Source organism: Streptomyces sp. NBC_00094, assembly GCF_026343125.1.
In the GTDB taxonomy this organism is placed as follows: domain Bacteria; phylum Actinomycetota; class Actinomycetes; order Streptomycetales; family Streptomycetaceae; genus Streptomyces.
Genome location: NZ_JAPEMB010000001.1, coordinates 4,760,605 through 4,784,044, shown reverse-complemented (window position 1 = coordinate 4,784,044; position 23,440 = coordinate 4,760,605). Strand labels below are relative to the sequence as shown.

Annotated in this window: 20 protein-coding genes; 9 read left to right on the top strand and 11 right to left on the bottom strand. The window is 72.1% G+C overall.

Features of this window, described 5'->3' with window-relative positions; all coding sequences use genetic code 11:
• Positions 1 to 147: 147 nt before the first annotated feature.
• The 4 genes from OG580_RS21170 to OG580_RS21155 all read left to right on the top strand — a co-directional run bounded on the left by OG580_RS21170 (position 148) and on the right by OG580_RS21155 (position 5,816).
• Positions 148 to 1,434, top strand: coding sequence for a sensor histidine kinase (locus OG580_RS21170; RefSeq protein ID WP_267045252.1), 1,287 nt, complete (start codon positions 148 to 150; stop codon positions 1,432 to 1,434).
• A 341-nt stretch (positions 1,435 to 1,775) separates the two neighbouring features.
• Entirely contained in the window at positions 1,776 to 2,486 is a 711-nt protein-coding gene (locus OG580_RS21165; protein ID WP_267045251.1) for a response regulator transcription factor, read from the top strand.
• 350 nt (positions 2,487 to 2,836) lie between these two features.
• A complete protein-coding gene (locus OG580_RS21160; protein ID WP_267045250.1) occupies positions 2,837 to 4,771 on the top strand; it encodes a 2-oxoacid:acceptor oxidoreductase subunit alpha in 1,935 nt (644 codons plus the stop codon).
• A complete protein-coding gene (locus OG580_RS21155; protein ID WP_267045249.1) occupies positions 4,764 to 5,816 on the top strand; it encodes a 2-oxoacid:ferredoxin oxidoreductase subunit beta in 1,053 nt (350 codons plus the stop codon). Before OG580_RS21160 ends, OG580_RS21155 begins: the two co-directional genes overlap by 8 nt.
• Positions 5,817 to 5,866: 50 nt before the next feature.
• On the opposite strand, the gene OG580_RS21150 is transcribed toward OG580_RS21155, so the two are convergent.
• From OG580_RS21150 to OG580_RS21135, 4 genes are all read right to left on the bottom strand, one after another.
• Positions 5,867 to 8,050 (bottom strand): bifunctional serine/threonine-protein kinase/ABC transporter substrate-binding protein, encoded by a 2,184-nt coding sequence (locus OG580_RS21150; RefSeq protein ID WP_267045248.1) that lies wholly within the window; start codon positions 8,048 to 8,050, stop codon positions 5,867 to 5,869.
• 3 nt (positions 8,051 to 8,053) lie between these two features.
• The gene (locus OG580_RS21145; protein ID WP_267045247.1) at positions 8,054 to 10,342 is read right to left on the bottom strand and encodes an ABC transporter substrate-binding protein; all 2,289 of its coding nucleotides are present in this window, start codon (positions 10,340 to 10,342) and stop codon (positions 8,054 to 8,056) included.
• Positions 10,339 to 11,130 (bottom strand): hypothetical protein, encoded by a 792-nt coding sequence (locus OG580_RS21140; RefSeq protein WP_267045246.1) that lies wholly within the window; start codon positions 11,128 to 11,130, stop codon positions 10,339 to 10,341. Before OG580_RS21140 ends, OG580_RS21145 begins: the two co-directional genes overlap by 4 nt.
• A 133-nt stretch (positions 11,131 to 11,263) precedes the next feature.
• The gene (locus tag OG580_RS21135) at positions 11,264 to 11,674 is read right to left on the bottom strand and encodes a helix-turn-helix domain-containing protein (protein ID WP_267045245.1); all 411 of its coding nucleotides are present in this window, start codon (positions 11,672 to 11,674) and stop codon (positions 11,264 to 11,266) included.
• 98 nt (positions 11,675 to 11,772) lie between these two features.
• Between OG580_RS21135 and OG580_RS21130 the strand changes: the two genes are divergently transcribed.
• The gene (locus OG580_RS21130) at positions 11,773 to 12,639 is read left to right on the top strand and encodes an NAD(P)H-binding protein (RefSeq protein WP_267045244.1); all 867 of its coding nucleotides are present in this window, start codon (positions 11,773 to 11,775) and stop codon (positions 12,637 to 12,639) included.
• Between the two features lie 108 nt (positions 12,640 to 12,747).
• Positions 12,748 to 13,764 carry an EamA family transporter RarD gene (rarD, locus tag OG580_RS21125; RefSeq protein ID WP_267045243.1) on the top strand — a complete coding sequence of 339 codons (1,017 nt, stop codon included), beginning with the start codon at positions 12,748 to 12,750 and terminating at the stop codon, positions 13,762 to 13,764.
• Positions 13,765 to 13,768: 4 nt separating this feature from the next.
• Here rarD and OG580_RS21120 read toward each other — a convergent pair whose 3' ends face one another.
• Positions 13,769 to 14,086, bottom strand: coding sequence for a DUF6401 family natural product biosynthesis protein (locus OG580_RS21120; protein WP_267045242.1), 318 nt, complete (start codon positions 14,084 to 14,086; stop codon positions 13,769 to 13,771).
• Between the two features lie 29 nt (positions 14,087 to 14,115).
• Positions 14,116 to 15,609: an MFS transporter gene (locus OG580_RS21115; protein ID WP_267045241.1), complete on the bottom strand. Its 1,494-nt coding sequence runs from the start codon at positions 15,607 to 15,609 to the stop codon at positions 14,116 to 14,118.
• Between the two features lie 111 nt (positions 15,610 to 15,720).
• On the opposite strand from OG580_RS21115, the gene OG580_RS21110 reads away from it, so the two are divergent.
• Positions 15,721 to 16,158 (top strand): helix-turn-helix domain-containing protein, encoded by a 438-nt coding sequence (locus OG580_RS21110; protein ID WP_267045240.1) that lies wholly within the window; start codon positions 15,721 to 15,723, stop codon positions 16,156 to 16,158.
• Between the two features lie 61 nt (positions 16,159 to 16,219).
• Positions 16,220 to 16,903: a DUF4291 domain-containing protein gene (locus OG580_RS21105; RefSeq protein ID WP_267045239.1), complete on the top strand. Its 684-nt coding sequence runs from the start codon at positions 16,220 to 16,222 to the stop codon at positions 16,901 to 16,903.
• Here OG580_RS21105 and OG580_RS21100 read toward each other — a convergent pair.
• From OG580_RS21100 to OG580_RS21090, 3 genes are all read right to left on the bottom strand, one after another.
• Positions 16,846 to 17,499, bottom strand: coding sequence for an NADPH-dependent F420 reductase (locus OG580_RS21100; RefSeq protein ID WP_267045238.1), 654 nt, complete (start codon positions 17,497 to 17,499; stop codon positions 16,846 to 16,848). The genes OG580_RS21105 and OG580_RS21100 overlap by 58 nt on opposite strands.
• A 104-nt stretch (positions 17,500 to 17,603) precedes the next feature.
• Positions 17,604 to 18,101: a DUF1203 domain-containing protein gene (locus OG580_RS21095; protein WP_267045237.1), complete on the bottom strand. Its 498-nt coding sequence runs from the start codon at positions 18,099 to 18,101 to the stop codon at positions 17,604 to 17,606.
• 62 nt (positions 18,102 to 18,163) lie between these two features.
• On the bottom strand, positions 18,164 to 19,270 hold the full coding sequence (locus OG580_RS21090; protein WP_267045236.1) for a hypothetical protein: 1,107 nt from the start codon (positions 19,268 to 19,270) through the stop codon (positions 18,164 to 18,166).
• Positions 19,271 to 19,515: 245 nt separating this feature from the next.
• Between OG580_RS21090 and OG580_RS21085 the strand changes: the two genes are divergently transcribed.
• A complete protein-coding gene (locus tag OG580_RS21085) occupies positions 19,516 to 20,820 on the top strand; it encodes a M28 family metallopeptidase (protein WP_267045235.1) in 1,305 nt (434 codons plus the stop codon).
• 76 nt (positions 20,821 to 20,896) lie between these two features.
• Here OG580_RS21085 and OG580_RS21080 read toward each other — a convergent pair whose 3' ends face one another.
• Both OG580_RS21080 and OG580_RS21075 read right to left on the bottom strand, forming a co-directional pair.
• The gene (locus tag OG580_RS21080) at positions 20,897 to 22,093 is read right to left on the bottom strand and encodes a DUF2092 domain-containing protein (RefSeq protein ID WP_267045234.1); all 1,197 of its coding nucleotides are present in this window, start codon (positions 22,091 to 22,093) and stop codon (positions 20,897 to 20,899) included.
• Positions 22,094 to 22,267: 174 nt separating this feature from the next.
• Positions 22,268 to 23,278 (bottom strand): polyprenyl synthetase family protein, encoded by a 1,011-nt coding sequence (locus tag OG580_RS21075; RefSeq protein ID WP_267045233.1) that lies wholly within the window; start codon positions 23,276 to 23,278, stop codon positions 22,268 to 22,270.
• Between the last annotated feature and the right edge of the window lie 162 nt (positions 23,279 to 23,440).

Below are 23,440 nucleotides of genomic sequence, written 5' to 3'. Positions count from 1 at the left end.
TGAGCCGGTCGCCCGGGCCGTCCCGGCCCGCAGGTAGGGAAAACCCCCCGCCGGAGACGCCCACTCCCCTCATGGTCCGGGGCGCGGCGAGACGGAAACCTGGAACACGTCACTCCCCCACCCCCTGAGCAGAGAAGGACGACCGTGATGGCCTCCCCCCGACTCCCCGCCGCGATCCGCGCGCCGTTCGAGGCCCGCACCTGGCGCGCCCTCGGCTACGTACTGATCGGGCTCCCGCTCGGCGTCTGCTGGTTCGCGCTCTCCGTCGCCTTCGTCGCGACCGGCGCCGGGCTGCTCATCACCTTCCTCGGGGTGCCGATCCTCGCCGGGGCGCTCGCGATGTGCCGGGGCTTCGGCGCGGTCGAGCGGGCGCGGGCGCGGGCGCTGCTCGACCTCGACGTGAAGGCGCCGGAGCCGGTGCGCGGCAAGACCGGCGGGGCGTTCTCCTGGATGGGGGCCATGCTGAAGAGCGGGGCGTCGTGGCGCCACCTGCTGTACGCGGTCCTGCACATGCCCTGGGCGGTCTTCGGCTTCTCCGTGACGGTGGCACTCTGGGCCTGGGGCTGGAGCCTCTTCACGTACCCGCTGTGGCAGTGGGTCTTCCCCACGTGGGTGGGGCAGGACGGCATCCAGCTGTACGGGGACGCCACCCACCAGATGTACCTCGACAACTCCTTCGAGATCGCGGTGACCAGCCTGATCGGGCTGCTGTTCGTGCTGGTCGGGCCGTGGGTGCTGCGGGGGATCGTCGCCGTCGACCGGCTGCTCGTCTCCGGACTGCTCGGTCCGTCGCGGCTCGCGTCCCGGGTGACGGAGCTGGAGTCCGACCGGGGTGTGGTCGTCGACACGGCCGCGGCCGACCTGCGGCGCATCGAGCGCGACCTGCACGACGGTCCGCAGGCCCGGCTCGCCTCGCTCGCCATGGACCTGGGGCTCGCGAAGGAGAAGCTGGCGGAGGACCCGAAGGCGGCGGCGGCGATGGTCGACGAGGCCCACGGCGAGGTGAAGGTCGCCCTGCAGGAACTGCGGGACCTGGCCCGCGGCATCCACCCGGCCGTCCTGACCGACCGGGGCCTGGACGCGGCGCTGTCGTCGGTGGCCTCCCGGTGCGCGGTCCCGGTGTCGGTGGACGTGGACCTGCCGGCCCGGCCGGTCGCGTCGATCGAGGGCATCGCGTACTTCACGGTCTCGGAGCTGCTCCAGAACGTCTCCCGGCACGCGCGGGCGCGGCGCGCCTGGGTCGACGTGTGGCGGGCGGGCGACCGGCTGATGCTCCAGGTGCGGGACGACGGGGTGGGCGGCGCGGAGGCGGCGGCGGGCCACAGCCTGGCGGGGCTCGTGGAGCGGGTCGGCGCGGTCGACGGCGTACTGGCGGTCGACTCCCCCGCCGGCGGCCCGACGACGATCACGGCGGAGCTGCCCTGGCGGGCGTAGCCCTGGACGGGGCGGGACGGGGCCGGGCGGGCGGGCGTGGCCACGCCCGGCCACCCCACGGCCACGCCCGGCCACCCCACGGCCACGCCCGGTCGCCCCACAGCCACCTCGGCCACCCCGGCCACACACCCACCCCACGGCCACGCCCGGCCACACACCCAGCCACCCCACGGCCACACTCAGCCACGCCCCCGCGAGCCCGCCACCCCCCAGGGGTGTCCCCTAAGCCGCCGGGGCGCCGACCGTGCCCGGACCCGAGCCTTGCCCCTCTCTGAACCCGTACCCCTCCTTCCGCGTCCTCCTTGCTGCGATGCTGTGCGCGTCGCATTCGAGCTCAGGACATGAGGACATGGGGGCTGCGGAACGTGGTCGTACGAGAGGTTGCGGACCGGGTGCGGGTGGTCATCGCCGAGGATTCGGTGTTGCTCCGTGAGGGTCTGACCCGACTGCTGACCGACCGGGGGCACGACGTCGTCGCCGGGGTCGGCGACGGCGAGGCCCTGGTCGAGCTGGTGGCCGGGCTCGCCGCCGAGGGTGCGCTGCCGGACGTGGTGGTCGCGGACGTACGGATGCCGCCGACCCACACGGACGAGGGCGTACGGGCCGCGGTGCGGCTGCGCAAGGAGTACCCGGGTCTCGGTGTCCTGGTCCTGTCGCAGTACGTGGAGGAGCAGTACGCCACCGAACTGCTGGCCGGTTCGAGCCGGGGCGTGGGCTATCTGCTGAAGGACCGGGTCGCGGAGGTCCGCGAGTTCGTCGACGCGGTCGTCCGGGTCGCCGGGGGCGGTACGGCCCTGGATCCCGAGGTCGTCCAGCAGCTGCTCGGCCGGAGCCGTCAGCAGGACGTGCTCGCGAACCTGACCCCGCGTGAGCGGGAGGTCCTCGGTCTGATGGCGGAGGGGCGGACGAACTCGGCCATCGCACGGCAGCTGGTGGTGAGCGACGGCGCGGTGGAGAAGCACATCAGCAATATCTTCCTGAAACTGGGGCTCTCCCCGAGCGACGGCGACCACCGTCGGGTCCTGGCGGTGTTGACGTATCTGAAGTCCTGAAAATCTGACACCCTGTCAGAATCCAGTGGGCGCGAGTCCTTCCCGAGCACACCCGGAGCGACACGAGGGCGACACCGGGCCGGCCTCCGGACATCCGGCGGCCGGGGAGTCCTAGATCCAAAGAATGAGGCGCAAGACGACCTTCCGGAACAATCCGGGTGGCGACAGAACGTGACAATTCAGGGCAAGAGGGCGTCTCAAAAAGAGGTCCGGTATGTGAGAAGTCCCGGGAGGGCCCCCCTTACCGTCGTAGGGTGGGCCACGGGACGACCGGTGATCGGCCGGCCGTCTCCCGAGCTTTCTCCCGCCTCCGGCGGAGAGTCCCCTTGCCACGAGGGAGGTCCAGTTCAGTGACCAGCCAGGTCAGTAGCGAGGCCGGTGAGGCCCTGCTCGGGGAGCAGCGCAGCGCCCCGGCGGCCCACCAGGGCACCGAGAAGGAAGTACGCCGGCTCGACCGGGTGATCATCCGCTTCGCGGGCGACTCCGGTGACGGCATGCAGCTCACGGGTGACCGCTTCACCTCGGAGACGGCGTCCTTCGGGAACGACCTCTCCACGCTGCCGAACTTCCCGGCCGAGATCCGCGCACCCGCCGGAACGCTGCCGGGCGTCTCGTCCTTCCAGCTGCACTTCGCCGACCACGACATCCTGACCCCGGGCGACGCCCCGAACGTGCTGGTCGCGATGAACCCGGCCGCGCTCAAGGCCAACATCGGGGACGTACCGCGCGGTGGCGAGATCATCGTCAACACCGACGAGTTCGCGAAGCGCGCCATGGCCAAGGTCGGCTACGCGGTCTCGCCCCTGGAGGACGGGTCGCTGGACGGCTACCGGGTCCACCCGGTGCCGCTGACCACGCTGACCCTCGAGGCCCTCAAGGACTTCGGCCTGCCCCGGAAGGAGGCCGAGCGGAGCAAGAACATGTTCGCGCTCGGGCTGCTCTCCTGGATGTACCACCGGCCGACCGAGGGCACCGAGACCTTCCTGCGCCAGAAGTTCGCGAAGAAGCCGCAGATCGCCGAGGCCAACGTGGCCGCCTTCCGGGCCGGCTGGAACTTCGGCGAGACCACCGAGGACTTCGCCGTCTCCTACGAGGTCGCCCCGGCGACCCGGGCCTTCCCCACCGGCACGTACCGGAACATCTCCGGGAACCTGGCCCTCTCGTACGGGCTGGTCGCCGCCTCCCGCCAGGCGGACCTGCCGCTCTACCTGGGCTCGTACCCCATCACCCCGGCCTCGGACATCCTCCACGAGCTGTCCAAGCACAAGAACTTCGGCGTGCGCACCTTCCAGGCCGAGGACGAGATCGCCGGCATCGGCGCCGCGCTCGGCGCGGCCTTCGGCGGCTCGCTCGGCGTGACGACGACGTCCGGCCCCGGTGTGGCGCTCAAGTCGGAGGCGATCGGCCTCGCGGTCTCCCTGGAACTGCCGCTGCTCATCGTCGACATCCAGCGCGGCGGCCCGTCCACCGGTCTGCCCACCAAGACCGAGCAGGCCGACCTCCTCCAGGCCATGTACGGCCGCAACGGCGAGGCCCCGGTGCCGGTGGTGGCCCCGAAGACGCCCGCCGACTGCTTCGACGCGGCGATCGAGGCGGCGCGGATCGCCCTCACGTACCGCACCCCCGTCTTCCTGCTCTCCGACGGCTACCTCGCCAACGGCTCCGAGCCCTGGCGCGTCCCGGACGTCGGGGAACTCCCCGACCTGCGGACGCAGTTCGCCACCGGACCCAACCACGAGCTGGCCGACGGCACCGAGGTGTTCTGGCCGTACAAGCGCGACCCCGAGACCCTGGCCCGCCCCTGGGCCGTGCCCGGCACCCCCGGCCTCGAACACCGCATCGGCGGCATCGAGAAGCAGGACGGCACCGGCAACATCTCGTACGACCCCGCCAACCACGAGTTCATGGTCCGCACCCGCCAGGCCAAGATCGACGGCATCGACGTCCCGGACATCGAGGTCGACGACCCGGACGGCGCGAGCACCCTGGTCCTCGGCTGGGGCTCCACCTACGGGCCGATCACGGCCGCCGTCCGCCGCCTCCGGGTCGCGGGCAAGCCCATCGCCCAGGCCCACCTGCGCCACCTCAACCCCTTCCCGAAGAACCTCGGGGAGGTGCTGAAGCGGTACGAGAAGGTCGTCGTCCCCGAGATGAACCTCGGCCAGCTCGCCACCCTCGTCCGGGCGAAGTACCTCGTCGACGCCCGCAGCCACACCCAGGTCAACGGCATGCCGTTCAAGGCCGAGCAGCTCGCCGCCGCTCTCAAGGAGGCCATCGATGAGTGAGCCGCTGCTCAACCTCGTGCCCAAGGCCGAGGCCGTCCAGTCGATGAAGGACTTCAAGTCCGACCAGGAAGTCCGCTGGTGCCCCGGCTGCGGTGACTACGCCGTCCTCGCCGCCGTCCAGGGCTTCATGCCCGAACTCGGCCTGGCGAAGGAGAACATCGTCTTCGTCTCCGGCATCGGCTGCTCCTCCCGCTTCCCGTACTACATGAACACGTACGGGATGCACTCCATCCACGGCCGCGCCCCGGCGATCGCCACCGGCCTCTCCACCTCCCGCCGCGACCTCTCCGTCTGGGTCGTCACGGGCGACGGCGACGCGCTCTCCATCGGCGGCAACCACCTGATCCACGCGCTCCGCCGCAACGTCAACCTGAAGATCCTGCTCTTCAACAACCGGATCTACGGACTGACCAAGGGCCAGTACTCGCCGACCTCCGAGGTCGGCAAGATCACCAAGTCGACCCCGATGGGCTCGCTCGACGCACCCTTCAACCCGGTGTCGCTGGCGCTCGGCGCGGAGGCCACCTTCGTGGCCCGTACGGTCGACTCCGACCGCAAGCACCTCACCGAGGTGCTGCGCCAGGCCGCCGACCACAACGGCACGGCGCTGGTCGAGATCTACCAGAACTGCAACATCTTCAACGACGGCGCCTTCGAGGTCCTCAAGGACAAGGACCAGGCCCAGGAGGCGGTCATCCGCCTGCAGCACGGACAGCCGATCCGCTTCGGCGCCGAGCTCGACAAGGGCGTCGTCCGCGACCCGGCCACCGGCGACCTCCAGGTCGTCACGGTCACCCCGGAGAACGAGTCCCGGATCCTCGTCCACGACGCCCACGCGGCCACCCCCACGACCGCCTTCGCGCTCTCGCGGCTCGCGGACCCGGACACCCTCCACCAGACGCCCATCGGGGTGTTCCGGTCGGTGGAGCGACCGGTCTACGACACGCTGATGGCGGAGCAGCTGGACACAGCCCTTGAGCAGCACGGCAAGGGCGACCTGGGCCAGCTCCTCACGGGGAACGACACGTGGACGGTGGCGGGGTAGTACGCCCGCACGACGTCAGGGGCCCGGCCGTGCGAACGGCCGGGCCCCTTTCACGTGCCCCTCGCCGCCGCCTCGTCGAACTTCCCGAGGAACCGCGGCACTCCGCCCTTCACCTGCCAGAGGTAGAGGCCCAAGAGGGCCGTGGTCCTGCTCCTGGCCGAACGGGCCAGGTACGTCTTGACGATCCCTTCGTACGGAGTCTGCAGCAGCCCGTTGATGACGCCCGACGCCACCGACTCCGCATGGTTCGCGGCCGCCGTGCGCAGTGCCTGGAGCGCCCAGTTGGTGGCGTCGTACATCTCCGTCGCGAACCGTTCGACCGGGGTCGTGCCGGACAGGCCCCAGCGTTTCCGGTACGCGGCCGTGAACTTCCGCGCCTCCGGCAGCAAGTCGGGGTCGACGTAGCCCGTGCCGAAGTACCAACCTTCGGCGGCCGGGCCGGCGACGGTGAGGAACTCCGGCTGAAGCACGTACTCGACGCTGCCGCAGGGCCCCCGGTAGCCCTGGTCGCGCAGGGCCCTGGCGCACAGCGCGGCCCGGCGCGGCGACATCCCCGCGAACATCACGCCCTGCGGGTCGGTCGCGAGGGCGGCCCGTACGGCGGGGCCGAAGTCCTCACTGTCGGCCTCGACGGGATGCGAGGTCACCACCCCGCCCTTGTCCCCCGACGGCGGGTACTCGTTCATGCTCTTGACGGCGTACCAGCTGTACCGGCCGGCGGCCCGGTCCTCCACGACGGCGGTCCGGACAGCACCGTGAGCGGTGAGGTAGCGACCGAAGGGAATGGTCATCATGTCGTGGAGGGACCGCGGCTGGAAGTAGGTCTGCTTGGTGTCCTGGCCGCCGATCTGGGTGGCCGGAACGTCGGCGATGACGCTCGCCAACCCCATGCGCCGGGTGGCGAGTTCGTTCCCCGCGGCCAATGCGGTCGGTGCCGTCGTCGGCCCCAGCACCCCCACCAGTTCGGGGTCCTTGAGCAGGCTGAGGGCGGCGGCCTTGGCCCGCTCCGGCTTCCCCCCGTCGTCCTCGACGCGGAGCCGCACGTCGAAGGGCCGGTCCGCGCGGGCGTTGAACTCCTCCACGGCCAGCCGGATGCCGCGCTCCTGCCCCCGCCCGTCCGCCTTGGTGGGGCCGCTCAGGTCGGTGAGGACGCCGATCGTGTACGTGGCGAGCGGGGTGCCGGTGCCCCCGGTTCCCGTGCCCGTCCCGCCCGGTGTGCGGGTCAGCAGCCAGGCGGTGAGGCCGCCGGCGCCCGCGACGGCGGCGGCGGATCCGGCCATGAGGATGCGGCGCCGCGAGACCCCCGCGGGCCTTTCCTCCTGGGTGAACACGGTCGGGTCGGCGACGGGCAGGTCGAGGACGCGGGTGGAGCGCTGGGCGATCAGGGCGGGCAGGCCGGGTGGGAGCCAGTCGCCCGCGGGGCCGTCGGCGTCGCCCAGTGCCGCCCGCACCTCGGCCGCCGTGGGCCGGTCCGCCGGGTCCTTCGCCAGACAGGCCGTGACCAGCGGAAGCAGCGTGTCGGGCACGTCCGCCAGGTCGGGCTCCTCGTGGACCGTGCGGTAGACGACGGCCGCCACCGCGCCCGTACCGAAGGGGCGCTCCCCCGTCAGGGCGTACGCGAGGACGCAGCCGAGCGAGAAGACGTCGCTCGGCGGGCCGACCTCACCGGCGCCCGCGACCCGGGCCTGTTCGGGGGCGAGGAAACCGGGGGTGCCGATCATCGCGTCCGTGGCGGTCAGCGCAGTCGCCCCGGCGGAGCGGGCGATGCCGAAGTCGATGAGGCGCGGCCCGTCGAGGGCGAGGAGGACGTTGCCGGGCTTGACGTCCCGGTGGACGAGTCCCGCCTCGTGCATGTCGGCGAGCGCGGCGGCGAGGCGGGCGCCGAGGGCCCGTACGGTCGGTTCGGGAAGGGCGCCGTGCAGGCCGACGGCCTCGGCGAGCGAGGGGCCGGGGACGTACTCGGTGGCCAGCCAGGGTTCACGGGCCTCCGGGTCGGCGCCGAGGACGCGGACGACCCAGCGGCCGGTGATGCGCTCGGCGGCGCGGGCCTCGCGGCGGAACCGTTCCCGGAAGCCGGGGTCGGCCGCGTGCTCGGCCCTGATCAGCTTGAGCGCGGCGAGCGACCCGCCGGCGGAACGGGCGAGGTAGACCACGCCCATGCCGCCGGCGCCGAGCCGCCCGAGGAGCCGGTAGCCGGCGAGCGCCGACGGATCGGCCTTGCGGAGCGGCTGCACGGGTCAGGCCTTCTTGTCGTTCTTCGCGGGCTTGTTCGGCAGCAGGGGCGCGGAACCGATCGGCTTGTACGCGCCGTTCTGCACCGCGAAGACGAAGGTGCCGCCCAGCCCCAGGTCGCCGAACTCGTTGAAGTGGTAGCCGCCCATCACGCCGGTGTACTTCTGCTTGCGCAGCGCGGCCCACAGGCCCTTGCGCGCGGGCCTGCCGCCGGCCTTCGCCTGGGCCGTCAGCTGCTTGATCGTCATGGTGACGACGTCGTACGACTCGCCCGCGTAGTACGCGGGGGCCGCCCCGTACCGCTTGCGATGGGCGGCGGTGAAGGCGGCGGCCGTCTTCTGGGTCGCGGGGTCGGCGACGGGCGCGCACACGAACCAGCCCTCGGCGGCGGCCCCGGCCTTCTGCAGGAATTCCCGGCCGAAGACTGCCTGGCCGGTGAACCTCGGTCCGGTGAAGCCCAGTTCGGTGAGGGCGCGGGCGGCGTGGACGGCGGTCTCGGTGACTCCGCAGTGGACGTACGCGTCGATGCCGGCGTCGATCATCTCGCCGAGCACGCGGCGGTACGCGCCGGCGTCGGCGTGGGCGGGGACGACCCGGAAGTGCGGGGCGATGCCGGCCTGTCCGAAGCCGAAGCGCGCGCCGCCGGTGGCCTGCCAGCTGTAGTGGTCCTCTGTCCGGTCCTCCAGGACTCCGGGGCGGCGGATGTCGGGCAGCAGCGTGACGGCGAAGGAGAGGTGGGTGCCCGCGCTGATGTGGTTCGGGATGGCGCGCAGGAACGTCTCGTTCCGCGCGCTGCCCGCCCGCAGGGTGAGCAGGTTGTATCCGGCCGAGACCGTGATCAGCGGGATGCCGGCCTCCTCGAAGGCGGGCATGACGGCCTGACCGACGGCGTCGGTGGTGGGGCCTAGGACGGCGAGGACCCCGGGGTCGGTGGTGAGGGTCTTGGCGGTCTGCAAGGCGCGGGAGGAGTCGCCCCGGTCGTCGACGACCTTGAGGTCGAGCGTGAAGGGCTTGTCCTTGCGGGCGTTGAACTGCTCGACCGCCAGGCGCGCGCCCTGCTCCTGGGCGCGGCCGATGTCCTTGGCGGGCCCGGACAGGTCGGCGAGGACGCCGATGGTCCAGCTGGTGCGGGGCGGCGCGGGCTTCTTGCCGCCGCCCTTGCCGTCCGCCCCGTCGTCGTCCCCAAGTCCCGCCCAGACGGCCGCCGCGCCGCCGCCGACGGCCAGCACGGCGGCGCCCGAGGCGAGCAGAAGGAAGCCCCGCCTGCTCTTCTCGGGGGCTGCCGGCCCGGTGGTGTCGCCGGCCTCGGTGACGTCGATCTCGGGGAGGGCGAGCATCCGGGCGGAGCGTTCGGCGATGGTCCGGACGACGGGGGCGGGCAGCCACTCGGCGCCGTCGCCGGGGCTGTCCTCGACGAGCCGGACGCCGATCTCGGCGGCGGTGGGCCGCCCGGCGGGGTCCTTGGCGAGGCAGGCCCGGACGAGGTCGAGCAGCCCTTCGGGTACGCCGGCGAGGTCGGGTTCGTCGTGGACGGTCCGGTACATCAGGGCGTCGACGGCGCCGGTGCCGAAGGGCGGCCGTCCGGTCGCCGCGTACGCGAGGAGGCAGCCGAGGGCGAAGACGTCGGCGGGCGGGCCAATCGCGTCCGTGCGGGCCTCGGCCTGCTCGGGGGCGAGGAAACCGGGGGTGCCGACGACCATGTCGGTCGCGGTGAGGGCGGTCTCCCCGGTGGCACGGGCGATGCCGAAGTCGATGAGGCGGGGGCCGTCGACGGCGAGGAGGACGTTGCCGGGCTTGACGTCCCGGTGGACGAGTCCGGCCGCGTGCACGGCGGCGAGGGCGCGGGCGACGGACCAGCCGAGGAGGCGGACGCTCCGCTCGGGCAGCGCGCCGTGCGCGGTGACGGCCTCGCCGAGCGAGGGGCCGGCGACGAAGGCGGTGGCCATCCACGGTTCGGGGGCGTCCGGGTCGGCGCCGGTGACGGGGACGGCCCAGGGGCTGGAGACCCGGCGGGCGGCCTCGACCTCGCGGCGGAAGCGGGCCCGGAAGTCGGGCTGGTCGGCCTGGTCGGCGTGGGTGACCTTGACGGCGGCGAGTTCGCCGGTCGCCGTACGGCCCAGATAGACGACGCCCATGCCGCCCGCGCCGAGACGGCCCAGGAGCCGGTAGGCGGCGATCGAGGACGGGTCGGAGGGCAGGAGGGGTTGAAGGGCTCCGGGCTCGGGCCGGCCCTGCGGCTCAGGCCGGGGCGTGGGCTGCCGCTCGGGCTGGGACTCGGGGGTCGTGGGGCTCATGACTGGACCTCCAGCTCGTCCTCGGCGCGTTGGAGCATGGTGACGAGGGCCTGGACCTGTGCCTGGGCCGTGCCGACGGTCGTGGCGTCGCCCATCTCCTGGTAGCCGGGGGCGCCCTTGACGACGGTGGCGACGGTGACCTGGCCGAGCCGGGACTGGTACCAGCTGTAGAACTGCGTCCCCTTCACGGCGTCGTCGAGGTAGGAGCCGCCCTCGCGGAGGGCGTCGTGGGCGGTGGCGTTGCCGCCGACGCCGAAGGGGTTGCCGAGCGACATGAGTCCGGTGACGCGCTCGCCTTCGCGCAGTTTCTGGTCGGGGCAGTTCAGCGCCTCTTCGAGGGTCGACGCCATCTCCCAGTCGGCGTCGGACTCGGTGCGGTGCACGGTGACGGTGGCGGCGACCCGCAGAACGCCCTTGCCGCCGGTGGCGGGGATCTCGCTGTAGGCGGTGACGCTGGCGAGGACGTCCGCCGGCCGACTGCCGGTCTCCCAGGAGCAGTTGGCACCGAGGACGGGCCAGTAGTCCGGGTCGCTGAGGTACGGGGTGCGCTTGACGTAACCCGGGGCCCAGGCGTCGGGCCCGGCGACGACGGCGAGGGCGAGGCGCCGGGCCTCGGCCTCGGTCTTCGGCGCGCGCTTCGGGTCCGGGGTGAAGTCGAGGGCGGTCGGGGTGGGAGCCGGGGCGGTGGTCGGCGCCTTGGTGGGTCCCTGTGCCGTGCCCGTACTCCCCTTGCCGTCGGGTCTCTCCCCGTCGCCGCTACTGCAGCCGGTCGCGATCAGCCCGCTCACCAGCACCGCGCAGCACGCGCGCAGCAGCCTTTGGTCCCCGTACGCCACAGTTCCCCCACGGTCCCTCACGGTTTCCCCCGAACAGTGAGCAGATCGTACGACTCGGCACCGACAACTCGCCCTGCTTACAACATCATTGGGACGGATCCGTGGCACGCTCGCGACGCGCCTCGTCGTACCGCGCCCGGGCCTCCTCGACCTCCGCGACCCGCTGGTCGGTCCAGCGGGCGAGCTCCGCGACCTGGCGGGCGGCCTCCTCGCCCATGACGGTGAGGCTGTAGTCGACGCGGGGCGGGATGACGGGCTTGGCGTCGCGGTGGACGAAGCCGTCGCGCTCCAGGGTCTGGAGCGTCTGGGTGAGCATCTTCTCGCTGACGCCGCCGACCCGCCGGCGCAGCTCGCTGAAGCGGTACGAGCGCTCGCGCAGCGCGATCAGGATGAGGACGCCCCAGCGGCTGGTGACGTGCTCCAGGACGAGGCGCGCCGGGCACATGGCGCCGTCGACGTCCGCCAGCAGGCTCTTCGGTTCCTCACTTACTCCCATACCAGTACCTTACTTCAAAGTGGGTACTTACGAAAGGAAAGCGCCCGCCGTACGGTGAGTGCATCGCCCACCGCACCCCACGGGAAAAGGAAGCAATCATGAGCATCGTCGTCACCGGAGCCACCGGACAGCTCGGCCGTCTCGTCATCGACGCCCTCCTCGCCACCGTCCCCGCGGAGTCCGTCGCCGCCGTCGTCCGGAACAAGGAGAAGGCCGCCGACCTCGCGGAGCGCGGCGTCGAGCTGCGCATCGCCGACTACAGCCGGCCGGAGACCCTGGCGGAGGCCTTCGGGGCCGGTGACCGCGTGCTCCTCATCTCGGGCAGCGAGGTCGGGCAGCGCGTCGCACAGCACGCCGCGGTGATCGACGCGGCCAAGGCGGCGGGCGTCGCCCAGCTCGCGTACACCGGCGTCCTCGGCGGCCCGGAGGCGGACTTCGACCTCGCCGCCGAGCACAAGGAGACCGAAGTACTGATCCTCGCCTCGGGGCTGCCGTACACCTTCCTCCGCAACGGCTGGTACACCGAGAACTACACCGCGAACCTCGCCCCCGTCCTGGCCCACGGCGCCGTCGTCTCCAACGCCGGCGAGGGCCGGATCGCCTCCGCCACCCGCGCCGACTACGCCGCCGCCGCGGCCGCCGTCCTGACCGGCCCGGCCGAGGAGCACCTGAACACGGCGTACGAGCTGAGCGGCGACACCGCCTGGTCCCTCGCCGAGTACGCGGCCGAGGTCGCCGCCCTGTCGGGCCGGGAGATCGCGTACACCAGCGTCCCCGCCGAGGCCCACCTCGCGATCCTCACCGGCGCCGGGGTCCCGCCGTTCTTCGCCGAGATCCTGGTCGACGTCGACCGGGCCGTCGAGCGCGGCGCGCTCGCCCGGCAGACCGGCGACCTGGCCCGGCTGATCGGCCGCCCCACCACCCCGATCGCGGTGACGATCAAGGAAGCGCTCGACGCCTCCTGACCCGCCTCCCTGATTGTCATGACCGTATGGCGATACGGGCATGACAACCCGCCTCGCGCGGCGCTACCTTCGACAGGACAGCGTGGCGCAGGGCGGGCGGGAGGTCCGGTGGAGACGAAGACCGAGAACGAAGGACGAGCAGGACTGCTCTACGGGTTCGGCGCCTACGCCATATGGGGGCTGGTCCCGCTCTTCTGGCCACTCCTCAAGCCCGCCGGAGCCGTCGAGATCCTCGCCCACCGCATGGTCTGGTCCCTCGCCTTCGTCGGCCTCGCGCTGCTCGCGCTCCGCCGCTGGGGCTGGATACGGGAGCTCGTCCGCAGCCCGCGCAAGCTCGCCCTGATCACCGTCGCCGCCGCCCTCATCAGCGTGAACTGGGGCCTCTACATCTGGTCGGTCAACAACGACCGTGTCGTGGAGGCCTCGCTCGGCTACTTCATCAACCCGCTCGTCATCATCGCGCTCGGCGTCGTCGTCCTCAAGGAGCGGCTGCGCCCGGCCCAGTGGGCTGCGGTCGGCGTGAGCTTCGCGGCCGTCCTCGTCCTCGCGATCGGGTACGGGGAGCTGCCGTGGGTCTCGCTCACCCTCGCCTCCTCCTTCGCGATCTACGGCCTGGTGAAGAAGAAGCTCAACCTCGGGGGCCTGGAGTCGCTCGCCGCCGAGACGGCCGTCCTGTTCCTGCCGGCCCTCGGCTACCTGATCTGGCTCGGCACCCAGGGCACCCTGGCCTTCGGCACCGGGGGCGCGGGGCATACGGCCCTGCTCGTCTCCACCGGCCTCGTCACGGCGGTGCCGCTGGTCTGCTTCGGCGCGGCCGCCATCCGCGTACCGCTGTCGACGCTCGGACTGCTCCAGTACCTGTCGCCGACCTTCCAGTTCCTGCTCGGCGTCCTGTACTTCCACGAGGCGATGCCCCCGGAGCGCTGGGCCGGCTTCTCGCTCGTGTGGCTGGCGCTGACGCTCCTCACCTGGGACGCCCTGCGCACGGCCCGCCGCAGCCGGGCGGCGATGGAAGCGGCGGCGGCGGAGGCGGTCGCCTCGGTCGAGGCGGCGGCACAGTCGGCCACCGCACAGTCGGCCACCGCACAGTCGACCCCCACGCCGACGGTCCGCCCGGGACGCTGACGCGTCACCCGTCCAGGAGGTCGTGCTCCCGGATCAGCCAGCAGACGGCCGTCAGCCGCAGGGTCGCGAAGTCGTGGCCGGCCGGCTCGGTCCAGTCGACCTCGGAGAGCCAGTCGGTGAACCCGAGGACGTAGTCGGCGAGCTCCTCCCGCCGGACGGTCCGGCCCCGCGAGCCCCGCTGGGCCGGGACGAGCGCGTCGCGCACCGCGGCGGCGTGCTGGTCGACGGCGGCCGCGAGCCCCGGCTCGGAGGTGACCTCCGAGAGCCGGGGCATGTACGTGGTCGCGACATCGGTCAGCGGGCAGCCGGGCGAATCGTTCATCCCCCCACATTAGGGGTGGACCGGGGCGTTCAGACCGTGACCTTGGTCGCAGCCCCTTGGACGCCACCCGAGGACTCGGGGACGCCACCCGAGGACTCGGGGACGCCGCCCGGGGACTCAGGGACGCCACTCGGGACCTCGGAGGTGCCGCCCGGGGCCTCCCCGGCGTCCGCCGGCCGCTGCCCCCGCACCCCCGTCGCCGTGACCACGGCCCCCAGCGCCACCATCACCAGCGGGACGACGAGCGCCGCCCGGAAGCCGCCGAGGCCGCCGCCGGCGATCCCGTACACCGCGGTCACCGCCGCGATCCCGACCGCCGAGCCGAACTGGGTCGCCGTCGTGAGCAGGCCGCTCGCGAGCCCCTGCTCCTCCTCCGCGATCCCCTCCGTGCCGGCGATGGTGAGCGGTCCGTAGGCGAGGGCGAAGGCGAGGCCGGTCAGCAGCAGGGTCGGGAACATCGCCGCGTACGACCAGTCCGGGCCGACCGGCAGGAACAGCGCGTACGAGACGACGGCGAGGACGAAGCCGCCGAGGATCACCCGGGCGTTGCCGAAGCGTGCCACGAGCCGCGGGGTCAGCGTCGGCGCGAGGACCGCGTCGACGCCCATGACCAGCAGGGCGAGCGCCGTCTGGAGCGACGACCAGCCGCGCAGTTCCTGGAGGTAGAGCGTAGCCACGAACTGGAAGCCGAAGAAGGAGCCCACGAAGAGCAGGGCGCCCAGGTCGGCGCGGACGAGCGAGGCCTTACGGAGGATGCCGAGCCGGACCAGCGGGGTGGCGGCCCGGCGCTCGACGGCGACGAAGACCCCGGCGAGGACGAGTCCGGCGGCGAGCGCGGCGGCCGTGACCGTCCAGCCGTCGAAGCCGTGCTCCAGGCGGACGATCCCGTACGCGAGGAGCAGCATGGTCCCGGCGGCGGCGAGCGCGCCGCCCAGGTCGAAGCCGCCCTTCGCCCGGGCCGGGCGAGGCTCCTTCGGGATCAGCCTGACCGCGGCGACCAGGATCGCGGCGGCGAGCAGGACGGGGGCGAAGAAGACCCAGCGCCAGCCGAGCTGGGTGAGCAGCCCGCCGATGACGAGCCCGAGCGAGAACCCGCCGGCGGCGGTGCCGGCGAAGACGAGGAGCGCCTGGTTGCGCTGCGGCCCCTCCTCGTACGAGGTGGTGATGATCGACAGGGCGGCCGGGGTCATGAAGGCGGCGGCGACACCGGTCATGAAGCGGGCCAGGATCAGGGTCCAGCCCTCGTCGGCGAGGCCGCCGAGGCCGGAGAAGAGCAGGAAGACGGTGAGCCAGCCGAGGAACATCCGGCGCCGTCCGAGCAGGTCGGCGGCCCGGCCTCCGAGGAGGGTGAAGCCGGCGTAGCCGAGGACGTACGCGGACATGACCCAGGCGGCGGTGCCGGTGGTGAGGCCGAGGTCGGCGCGGACGGTGGGGACGGCGACGGCGAGCATGGCGACGTCGATGCCTTCGAGGAAGATCGTCCCGCAGAGGACGAGGAGCAGACTCCAGGCGCGTAGGGACACAACTGTCTCCAGGGCAGGGTGGGTTGGGGTGTGAGGTCACCGGACCGGTTACCGATCCGAGGGTCGGTTCCCTCTTGTAACCACCTGAATCCTGCGGGAGCATCGGGTCCCATGGAAGAAGGCACTTCGAAGTCACCGAGTCACTGCGCGGGAACCTACGGAGCCGGCGGGGACCCCGATCCCTTCCAGTGGGACACCCGCGAGGACTGTGATGTCCGCCAGATCCTCGACCGCGTCGCCGACAAGTGGTCCCTCCTCGTCATCGCCCTCCTCGACCGCCGCGTCCTGCGCTTCACGGAGCTCAAGCGCGAGATCGACGGCGTCAGTCAGCGGATGCTGACCGTGACGCTGCGTCAGCTGGAGCGCGACGGCCTGGTGAAGCGCACCGTCCACCCGGTGGTCCCGCCCCGGGTCGAGTACGAACTCACGCCCCTGGGCGGGACCTTGCACACGACGATCCGCTCCCTGGTGACCTGGACCGAGCAGCACCAGAACGAGATCGCGGCGGCCCGCGAGGAGTACGACGCGAAGGAGGCGGCGCGCGTCTGAGGGGTGCGGCGGCGCGATATCCGGTGGCCCTCCCCGAGGAAACTCACGCACCCTGCCTGTCATGACAGAGATGACAGCCATGACGGACAGGGAAGCCGGGGAGGAACCGACGTACCGGATCCGGGCGGTCCACACCCCGGAGACCGTCACCGTCTACCAGGCGTACACGCCCGGGATCGGCCTGCCCGCGGCCCGCGACGGGCGCTTCCCGGCCGCCTGGAAACGGGACCGGATGACGTGGATCAAGCCGTCGTTCCTGTGGATGATGTACCGCTGCGGCTGGGGCGCGAAGGAGGGCCAGGAGACGGTCCTCGCCGTGGAGATCACCCGCGAGGGCTTCGAGTGGGCCCTGCGGCACGCGTGCCTCTCGCACTACGTGCGCGGGTTCCACCCCGATCAGGCGTCCTGGAAGCGTCAGTTGGGGCAGGCCCCGGCGCGCGTCCAGTGGGACCCGGAGCGTGACCTGCGCCTGCGGCCGCTCCCGTACCGCTCGCTCCAGCTCGGCCTGTCGGGCGAGGCCTCCCGTCGGTACGCCGACGAGTGGACGGTCTCGGTCACCGACGTGACCGCGCTCGCCCACGACGTCCACGCGCTCGTCCGGGCCGGCGACCTGACCGCCGCCGGCCGGCTGCTGCCCCGGGAAGAGCCGTATCCGACGCCCGCGGGGCTGCTGGACCACCTGCTGGTTCAGGAACCGGCGGTCACGACCGAGAAGTTGAAGTCGCCGGTGCCGAGCACCCCGTAGAGGCGCAGCCACAGCTGCATCAGCTGCTCGGTGGCCCGTGCGCTCGACAGGTCGCCGAGGTCCAGGATCCGGTCGGAGGGCCAGCCGAAGGACCGGAGCAGGTCGGCGACCACGGCCTTCGCGTCCTCGTCGTCGCCGCTGAGGAAGACGTCGTGCCGGCCCGGGACCCGGCCGGGGTCGACCATCACGGTGTTGGTCATGGTGTTGAGCGTCTTGACGACACGGGTCTCCGGGAACGCCTTCTGGAGCTGCTCCGCGAGGCTGCCGCCGTCGGGCGTGACGATCGCGGGCGGGAAGCCGCCCGAGAAGTCGAGCGCGTTGGACACGTCGACGAGGACCTTGCCGCGCAGGTTGTCGGCGCCGGCGGCCTCCAGGACGGCGAGGGAGACGAGGCCGCCGGTCGCGTTCACCACCAGCTCGCCGAGGCGGGCGGCGTCGGCGAAGGTGCCGTGCCCGCCGCCGTGTTCCTCGGCCCACTTCACGGCCTCGGCGTTGTCCGCGGTGCGGGAACCCATCGTGACCTCGTGCCCGAGCGAGACCAGCTTGGTGGCGAGTCGACGGCCGACCTCGCCCGTTCCCAGTACGGCAATCCTCATGGCGTGCACGCTCCTTGATGTCCGAAAACCAACGGCCCGGCCCGACCCTACGTCGCCCCCGGACGCGCGTGCCGTCCCACGCCGTCCCGTACCGTCCCGCCCCGTCAGGGCTTCCGCACCTCGAAGTGGAAGCAGCCGTACTCCACCGCCCGCACGTGCACGAGGGCGACGGCCGGGTCGGCGAAGGCCTCCGCGAAGGCCCGGTCGAAGCCCTCCCCGGGGGCCTCCGGGAGCTCCAGGAGCCGCCCGCCGACGATCCGGCCCCCCGCGTCGTATCGCCGGACGGTCCGCAGGGCCCCGGCCCGCTCGAAGGGGTACGCCTCCGAGGGCGCGGGGCCCCCGCACTCCTCGGCATGGACGAAGACGGGCCCCTGCTCGTCGTACGCCCCCGGCTCCGCCCCGGTCTCGGCGGCCCAGCCCCGCAGCGGGGCGTACGACACGAGCGCGATCCGCTCGCCGGCGACGGAGAGCCGCAGGCAGCAGCGGAGGGGACTCCCGCCCTCGGCGTCGACGAACGGCGTACAGGCCCGCCCGGCGTCGTCGGTGACGCGCAACCGGGCGAGGGCGGCGGGCGAGATGGCGCGTGCGAGGTAGATGCTCATGGGGCCAGCGTCACGCGGCACGGCGAAGCCCGCTGGCGGAATTCGGACGGCGCGCTCCGTCCCTACAGCCTCCGCAGCACCTGCGCCTCCGTCCGTTCCACCGACGCGCGGCCGTGGACGTGGACCAGGGCCAGGTGGAAGAGGGACGGGGCCAGCGGCGCCCAACGGTGACGGCGGTCCGGGGCGAGGAGGTGGCGGGTGACGTCGGCCGTGCGGAAGGGGACGTACTCGATCGTCTCGTGCTCCCAGCGGTCCGCGACACCACGGCCCATACGGGCCTCCAGCTGCTCCCCGGTGAGATCGGTGAGCCGGGCGTAGAAGTGCGCGCTCCAGTGGCGCTTGCTGACGTCGAGGACGAAGGCGAGGAGCGTGAGCCCGTACTCGTGCGGCTCGATCGCCAGCTCCTCGCGCATGCCTCGGCGGGCGACCGCGTGCAGCTCCGGAGCGTTGCGGCCGGCGGAGTCGATGTGGCGGGAGAGGCCCTCGTTGACCGAGGAGTTCCAGAGGCCCGGGGCCATCCGGACCCGGTCGCTGCGACGGCTGACGACGAGCAGGTCGTCGGCGGTGACCACGGCGACGTTGACGGCGAAGCTGCACTGGAGGAAGGCGGGCGAGGCGAGCGGCGCGTCCGGGTCGAGGTAGCGGTCGCGCGGGGTGGTGCCGTCGGGGAGGCGGCGGTCGAGCTGCTGGGCGGCGAGGAAGGTGTAGTAGTCGGTGGGGCGCAGCCGCAGGTGGACCTCGGACTGCTCGTCGAGGGCGGTACGGGAGACCTCGACGGACTCGACGGCGTACCGGGGCCCGTTCCAGACGGGCCGGCGCTCACCGGTTTCGGCGGCCCGGTTCTCCTCGGCCTCGATCTCGGCGCGCCACTCCGCCATCTCCTCCGGCAACTCGACTTCGCCTTCGAGGACTTGGACATGGACGGATTCCGAGGCGATGGCCCGGTCGCCGTCGCCCTCGACGATCAGGGCGGGGGTGTGCAGCGGGCCGAGCGAGAACGCGGTCCAGGCGCGGCCCGGCTCCTGCCGGTAGGTGAGGCTGCGGACGACCCCGGCGGAGCGGCGCCTGGCCTTGAACCACAGCTCCTGGGTCCACTGCTGGAAGAGGGTCGCGAAGACGACTCCGAGGATGGCGCCGACGATTCCGTTTCCGAGGTCTATTCCGCTCACGGGCAGCAGCGTAGGCCACCGCTTCACCCCTGCGTCCGAAGTGCGTTCGCTGAGCGAACGCACCTGACCGGTTTCCGCTCTTGACGCGGAGTCAAAATCTCACTGAACATTCAGCACGCACAACAGAACGACAGAACAACTGAACACAGCACATGCACTCGCACAGCTCCAGCGCCTCGTGGCACCCACGCCCGAGGCGTCTCGCACGTTCCGTCCCATCCCCGTTCGGAATCCGGAGCCCCCACATGACTCTCTCCGTGCCCAGACGCGTCACCGCGGTCGCCGCTCTCGCGGCCCTCGCACTCGCCGGTCTCACCGGCACCGCCGGCGCCGACTCCCAGACGGCCGCCGCCGCGCCCGACATCCCGCTGGCCAACGTCAAGCAGCACTTGACGGACCTCCAGTCGATCGCCACCGCCAACGGCGGCAACCGCGCCCACGGCCGCACCGGCTACAAGGCGTCCATCGACTTCGTGAAGGCCAAGCTGGACGCGGCCGGATACACCACCACCATCCAGCAGTTCACCTCCAGCGGCGCCACCGGCTACAACCTCATCGCCGACTGGCCGGGCGGCGACCCGAACCAGGTCCTGATGGCCGGCGCGCACCTCGACTCGGTGACCTCAGGCGCCGGCATCAACGACAACGGCTCCGGCTCCGCGGCGGTCCTGGAGACCGCCCTCGCCGTCGCCCGCGCCGGCTACCAGCCCTCCAAGCACCTGCGCTTCGGCTGGTGGGGCGCGGAGGAGCTCGGCCTCGTCGGCTCGAAGTACTACGTCGCCCAGCTGCCGACGACCGAGCGCGCGAAGGTCTCCGGCTACCTGAACTTCGACATGATCGGCTCGCCGAACCCGGGCTACTTCGTCTACGACGACGACCCGGTCATCGAGCAGACCTTCAAGGACTACTTCGCGGGCCTCGGCGTCCCCACCGAGATCGAGACCGAGGGCGACGGCCGCTCGGACCACGCCTCGTTCAAGAACGTCGGCATACCCGTCGGCGGTCTCTTCACGGGCGCGAGCCGGGTCAAGACCAGCGCCCAGGTGTCCAAGTGGGGCGGTACGGCCACGGCCTTCGACCGCTGCTACCACTCGTCCTGCGACACGACGTCGAACATCAACGACACCGCCCTCGACCGCAACAGCGACGCTGTCGCGCACGCGATCTGGACGCTGTCCGGCACCACCACGACGCCGCCCACCGGGACGGTCTTCGAGAACACCGCCGACGTCTCCGTCCCGGACAACGGCGCCGCGGTCACCTCGACGGTCAACGTCACCGGGATCACCGGCAACGCCCCGGCCAACCTCGCCGTCGGCGTGGACATCGTCCACACCTACCGCGGTGACCTCGTCGTCGACCTGGTCGCTCCCGACGGCTCGGTCTACAGCCTGAGCAACCGGTCCGGCGGCAGCGCCGACAACATCGTCCAGACCTTCACCGTGAACGCCTCCTCGGAGGTCGCCAACGGCGCCTGGAAGCTCCGCGTCCAGGACAAGGCCTCGGTCGACACCGGCTACATCAACGGCTTCAAGCTGACCTTCCCGTAACCCCGGAAGGCACGGAAAGCTCCCGGGTGGGTCGGTGACCATCGCCCCCGACCCGCCCGGGGTCCCAACCCGAGGGCTACTTACCGGTGTTGGCCGCGTTCACCAGCGCGTCCTGCGTCACCGCGCCGACGTAGACCGTGCCGTCGTCCGTGAGCAGCGCGTTCACCAGCTTCGTCTTGAAGACGGTGCCCGAGCCGAACTTCCCGGTGACCTTGTCGCCGAAGGAGTCCAGGAGACCCTGGATCTCCTTCGGCGCCTCGTCCGTCTTCGGGGCCGGGGCGCCCGTGTCGAGCTTCGCGATCGTCGTCCAGCCCTCGCCGATGACGTTCAGGTCGCCCTCGCCGAGGCCGGCGAAGCCGCCGAGGTCGCCGCCGAAGCCCTTCTCGAAGCCCTCGGGGAGCTCGTCGCCGAACGGCTTCCCGGCCTCCTTCTCCGCCGCGCCCTCCGTCACCTTCGCGCCCTCCGGGACCTTGAAGGTGAAGTCCGAGGCCGCCGGCTTGCCGAAGTCGACCTTCGTGAAGCCCGCGTCCACGACCGGCTTGCCGCCCTGGACCGAGGCGAGGGTGAACTTCAGCGGGGTGCCGGTCGCCGCGTCCACGGCGATCTTCACCGACTCGACCGTCGAACCGGACTGCTTCGGCTTGATCACCAGCTGGTACGCGTCCCGGCCGGCCACCTTCGCCGTGCCGTCGACGGTGATCGACGTGGTGTCGCCGGCCGCCTTCAGGACCTCGTCCGCGAGCTGCTTGGGCGTGCCCGGCAGCTCCGCGGACGGCTTCTCGCCCTTGGCTCCCTCGCCCTTGACGCCCTCGCCCTCGGGGGCCTTCTCGTGGAAGACCTCGTTCGACTTGCTGTCGTAGGCCCAGACGTCGTCGCCGTTGTGGATCAGGCTGTACTCGTCGGAGCCGTCGAGCAGCGTCAGCTTCTGGCGGTCGGGGCCGTCGGCCGCCACCCGCAGGGTGTGCGTGCCGGAGACGAGCTCGGTGAGCTTCTCCGTGGGGTCCGCCGAGGAGGACCCGCCGTCCCCGCCGAGGCCTCCGAGGTCGGCCAGGCCCCCGAGGGGCAGTCCGAGGTCGGTGGAGATCCTGAACGTGCCGGACAGGGTCTGGGTGTCCGACGCGGCGATCTTCTCGATGAGCTGCTGGGCCGTGATCTCCGGCAGGTCCGGGTCACCGGACGCCGCCAGTGCCGGGACGAGCCCGATGGTCGCCGCGGCCACTCCTGCCACCGCGACCGGGACGATGAACCGGCTCGCCTTACGGGTGTCTGCCATGGTCTCCGCTTCCTCCGTGCGCCCTAGTGGTCGATGACTCCATCTGACCAAAACGGGGGCGCGGAAGCGTCAGCCCCCGGGATCAACCTCGCGTACTGCTTCGGGATGACCCCACCCTGAGATTCCCTCACCCCCGCGGCGGACCCGCGGAGGGCCGGCGATCCCGGCGGACCCTCAGCGCGCGCGGTGGACCACCGCGTCGCACATCTCCTGGAGCGCCGACTTCGCGTACCCGTCGGGCAGCGGCGCCAGCATCGCGCGCGCCTCCTCCGCGTACCGCACGGTGTCCCGCCGGGCCTGTTCCAGGGCCGGGTGGACGCGGAGCCGGCGCAGGACCTCGGCGTGCCGGTCGTCGTCGGTGAGGTCGCCGTCGACGAGGGCGACGAGCTCGACGTCCTCCGGGCGGCCGTGCGCGGCGGCCGCGGCCCGCAGACGCAGGACGGGCAGGGTCGGGATGCCCTCACGGAGGTCGATGCCGGGGGTCTTGCCGGACTCGTGGGAGTCGGAGGCGATGTCGAGGACGTCGTCGGCGAGCTGGAAGGCGACGCCGAGCCGCTCCCCGTACTGGGTGAGGATGTCGACGACGGCCTCGTCGGCGCCGGACATCATCGCGCCGAAGCGGCAGGAGACGGCGACGAGCGAGCCGGTCTTGCCGCCGAGGACGTCGAGGTAGTGGTCGACGGGGTCGCGGCCGTCGCTGGGACCGGCGGTCTCCAGGATCTGGCCGGTCACGAGCCGTTCGAACGCCTCGGACTGGATTCGTACGGCATCGGGGCCGAGGTCCGCGAGCGTGTGCGAGGCGCGGGCGAAGAGGAAGTCACCCGTCAGGACGGCGATCGAGTTGCCCCAGCGCGTGTTGGCGCTCGGCACTCCGCGCCGGACGTCGGCCTCGTCCATGACGTCGTCGTGGTAGAGCGTGGCCAGGTGGGTGAGCTCGACGACTACGGCGGAGGGCACCACGCCCGGCGCGTAGGGGTCGCCGAACTGGGCGGCGAGCATCACGAGCAGGGGGCGGAACCGCTTGCCACCGGCCAGGACGAGGTGCTGCGCGGCCTCCGTGATGAAGGGGACATCGCTCTTGGTGGCGGCCAGGAGGCCCGCCTCCACAGCCGCCAACCCGGTCTGGACATCGGCTTCGAGAGCCTGGTCCCGCACGCTAAGACCGAACGGCCCGACGACGGTCACGAGGGGGTCTCCTGTCTGCTGACGCCTGCTGACGATCACACGGATTGTCGATGTGTCGCTCGATTCACTCAAGCCAGCGTATCCGGTCACCTTTCGATCACCGTGGGCGCCTTCCCGTCACCCCCGGTATGTTCGTGATCAGCTCATACGACCAGGAGTAGG

What these genes read in the sequence shown, in the direction of transcription:
- OG580_RS21145 (WP_267045247.1), bottom strand. Translation starts at nt 10,342, where the DNA reads ATGAGCCCCACGACCCCCGAGTCCCAGCCCGAGCGGCAGCCCACGCCC.
- OG580_RS21095 (WP_267045237.1), bottom strand. Translation starts at nt 18,101, where the DNA reads ATGAGCATCTACCTCGCACGCGCCATCTCGCCCGCCGCCCTCGCCCGG.
- OG580_RS21100 (WP_267045238.1), bottom strand. Translation starts at nt 17,499, where the DNA reads ATGAGGATTGCCGTACTGGGAACGGGCGAGGTCGGCCGTCGACTCGCC.
- OG580_RS21135 (WP_267045245.1), bottom strand. Translation starts at nt 11,674, where the DNA reads ATGGGAGTAAGTGAGGAACCGAAGAGCCTGCTGGCGGACGTCGACGGC.
- OG580_RS21110 (WP_267045240.1), top strand. Translation starts at nt 15,721, where the DNA reads ATGGAAGAAGGCACTTCGAAGTCACCGAGTCACTGCGCGGGAACCTAC.
- OG580_RS21120 (WP_267045242.1), bottom strand. Translation starts at nt 14,086, where the DNA reads ATGAACGATTCGCCCGGCTGCCCGCTGACCGATGTCGCGACCACGTAC.
- OG580_RS21130 (WP_267045244.1), top strand. Translation starts at nt 11,773, where the DNA reads ATGAGCATCGTCGTCACCGGAGCCACCGGACAGCTCGGCCGTCTCGTC.
- OG580_RS21155 (WP_267045249.1), top strand. Translation starts at nt 4,764, where the DNA reads ATGAGTGAGCCGCTGCTCAACCTCGTGCCCAAGGCCGAGGCCGTCCAG.
- OG580_RS21080 (WP_267045234.1), bottom strand. Translation starts at nt 22,093, where the DNA reads ATGGCAGACACCCGTAAGGCGAGCCGGTTCATCGTCCCGGTCGCGGTG.
- OG580_RS21165 (WP_267045251.1), top strand. Translation starts at nt 1,776, where the DNA reads ATGAGGACATGGGGGCTGCGGAACGTGGTCGTACGAGAGGTTGCGGAC.
- OG580_RS21085 (WP_267045235.1), top strand. Translation starts at nt 19,516, where the DNA reads ATGACTCTCTCCGTGCCCAGACGCGTCACCGCGGTCGCCGCTCTCGCG.
- OG580_RS21105 (WP_267045239.1), top strand. Translation starts at nt 16,220, where the DNA reads ATGACAGAGATGACAGCCATGACGGACAGGGAAGCCGGGGAGGAACCG.
- OG580_RS21170 (WP_267045252.1), top strand. Translation starts at nt 148, where the DNA reads ATGGCCTCCCCCCGACTCCCCGCCGCGATCCGCGCGCCGTTCGAGGCC.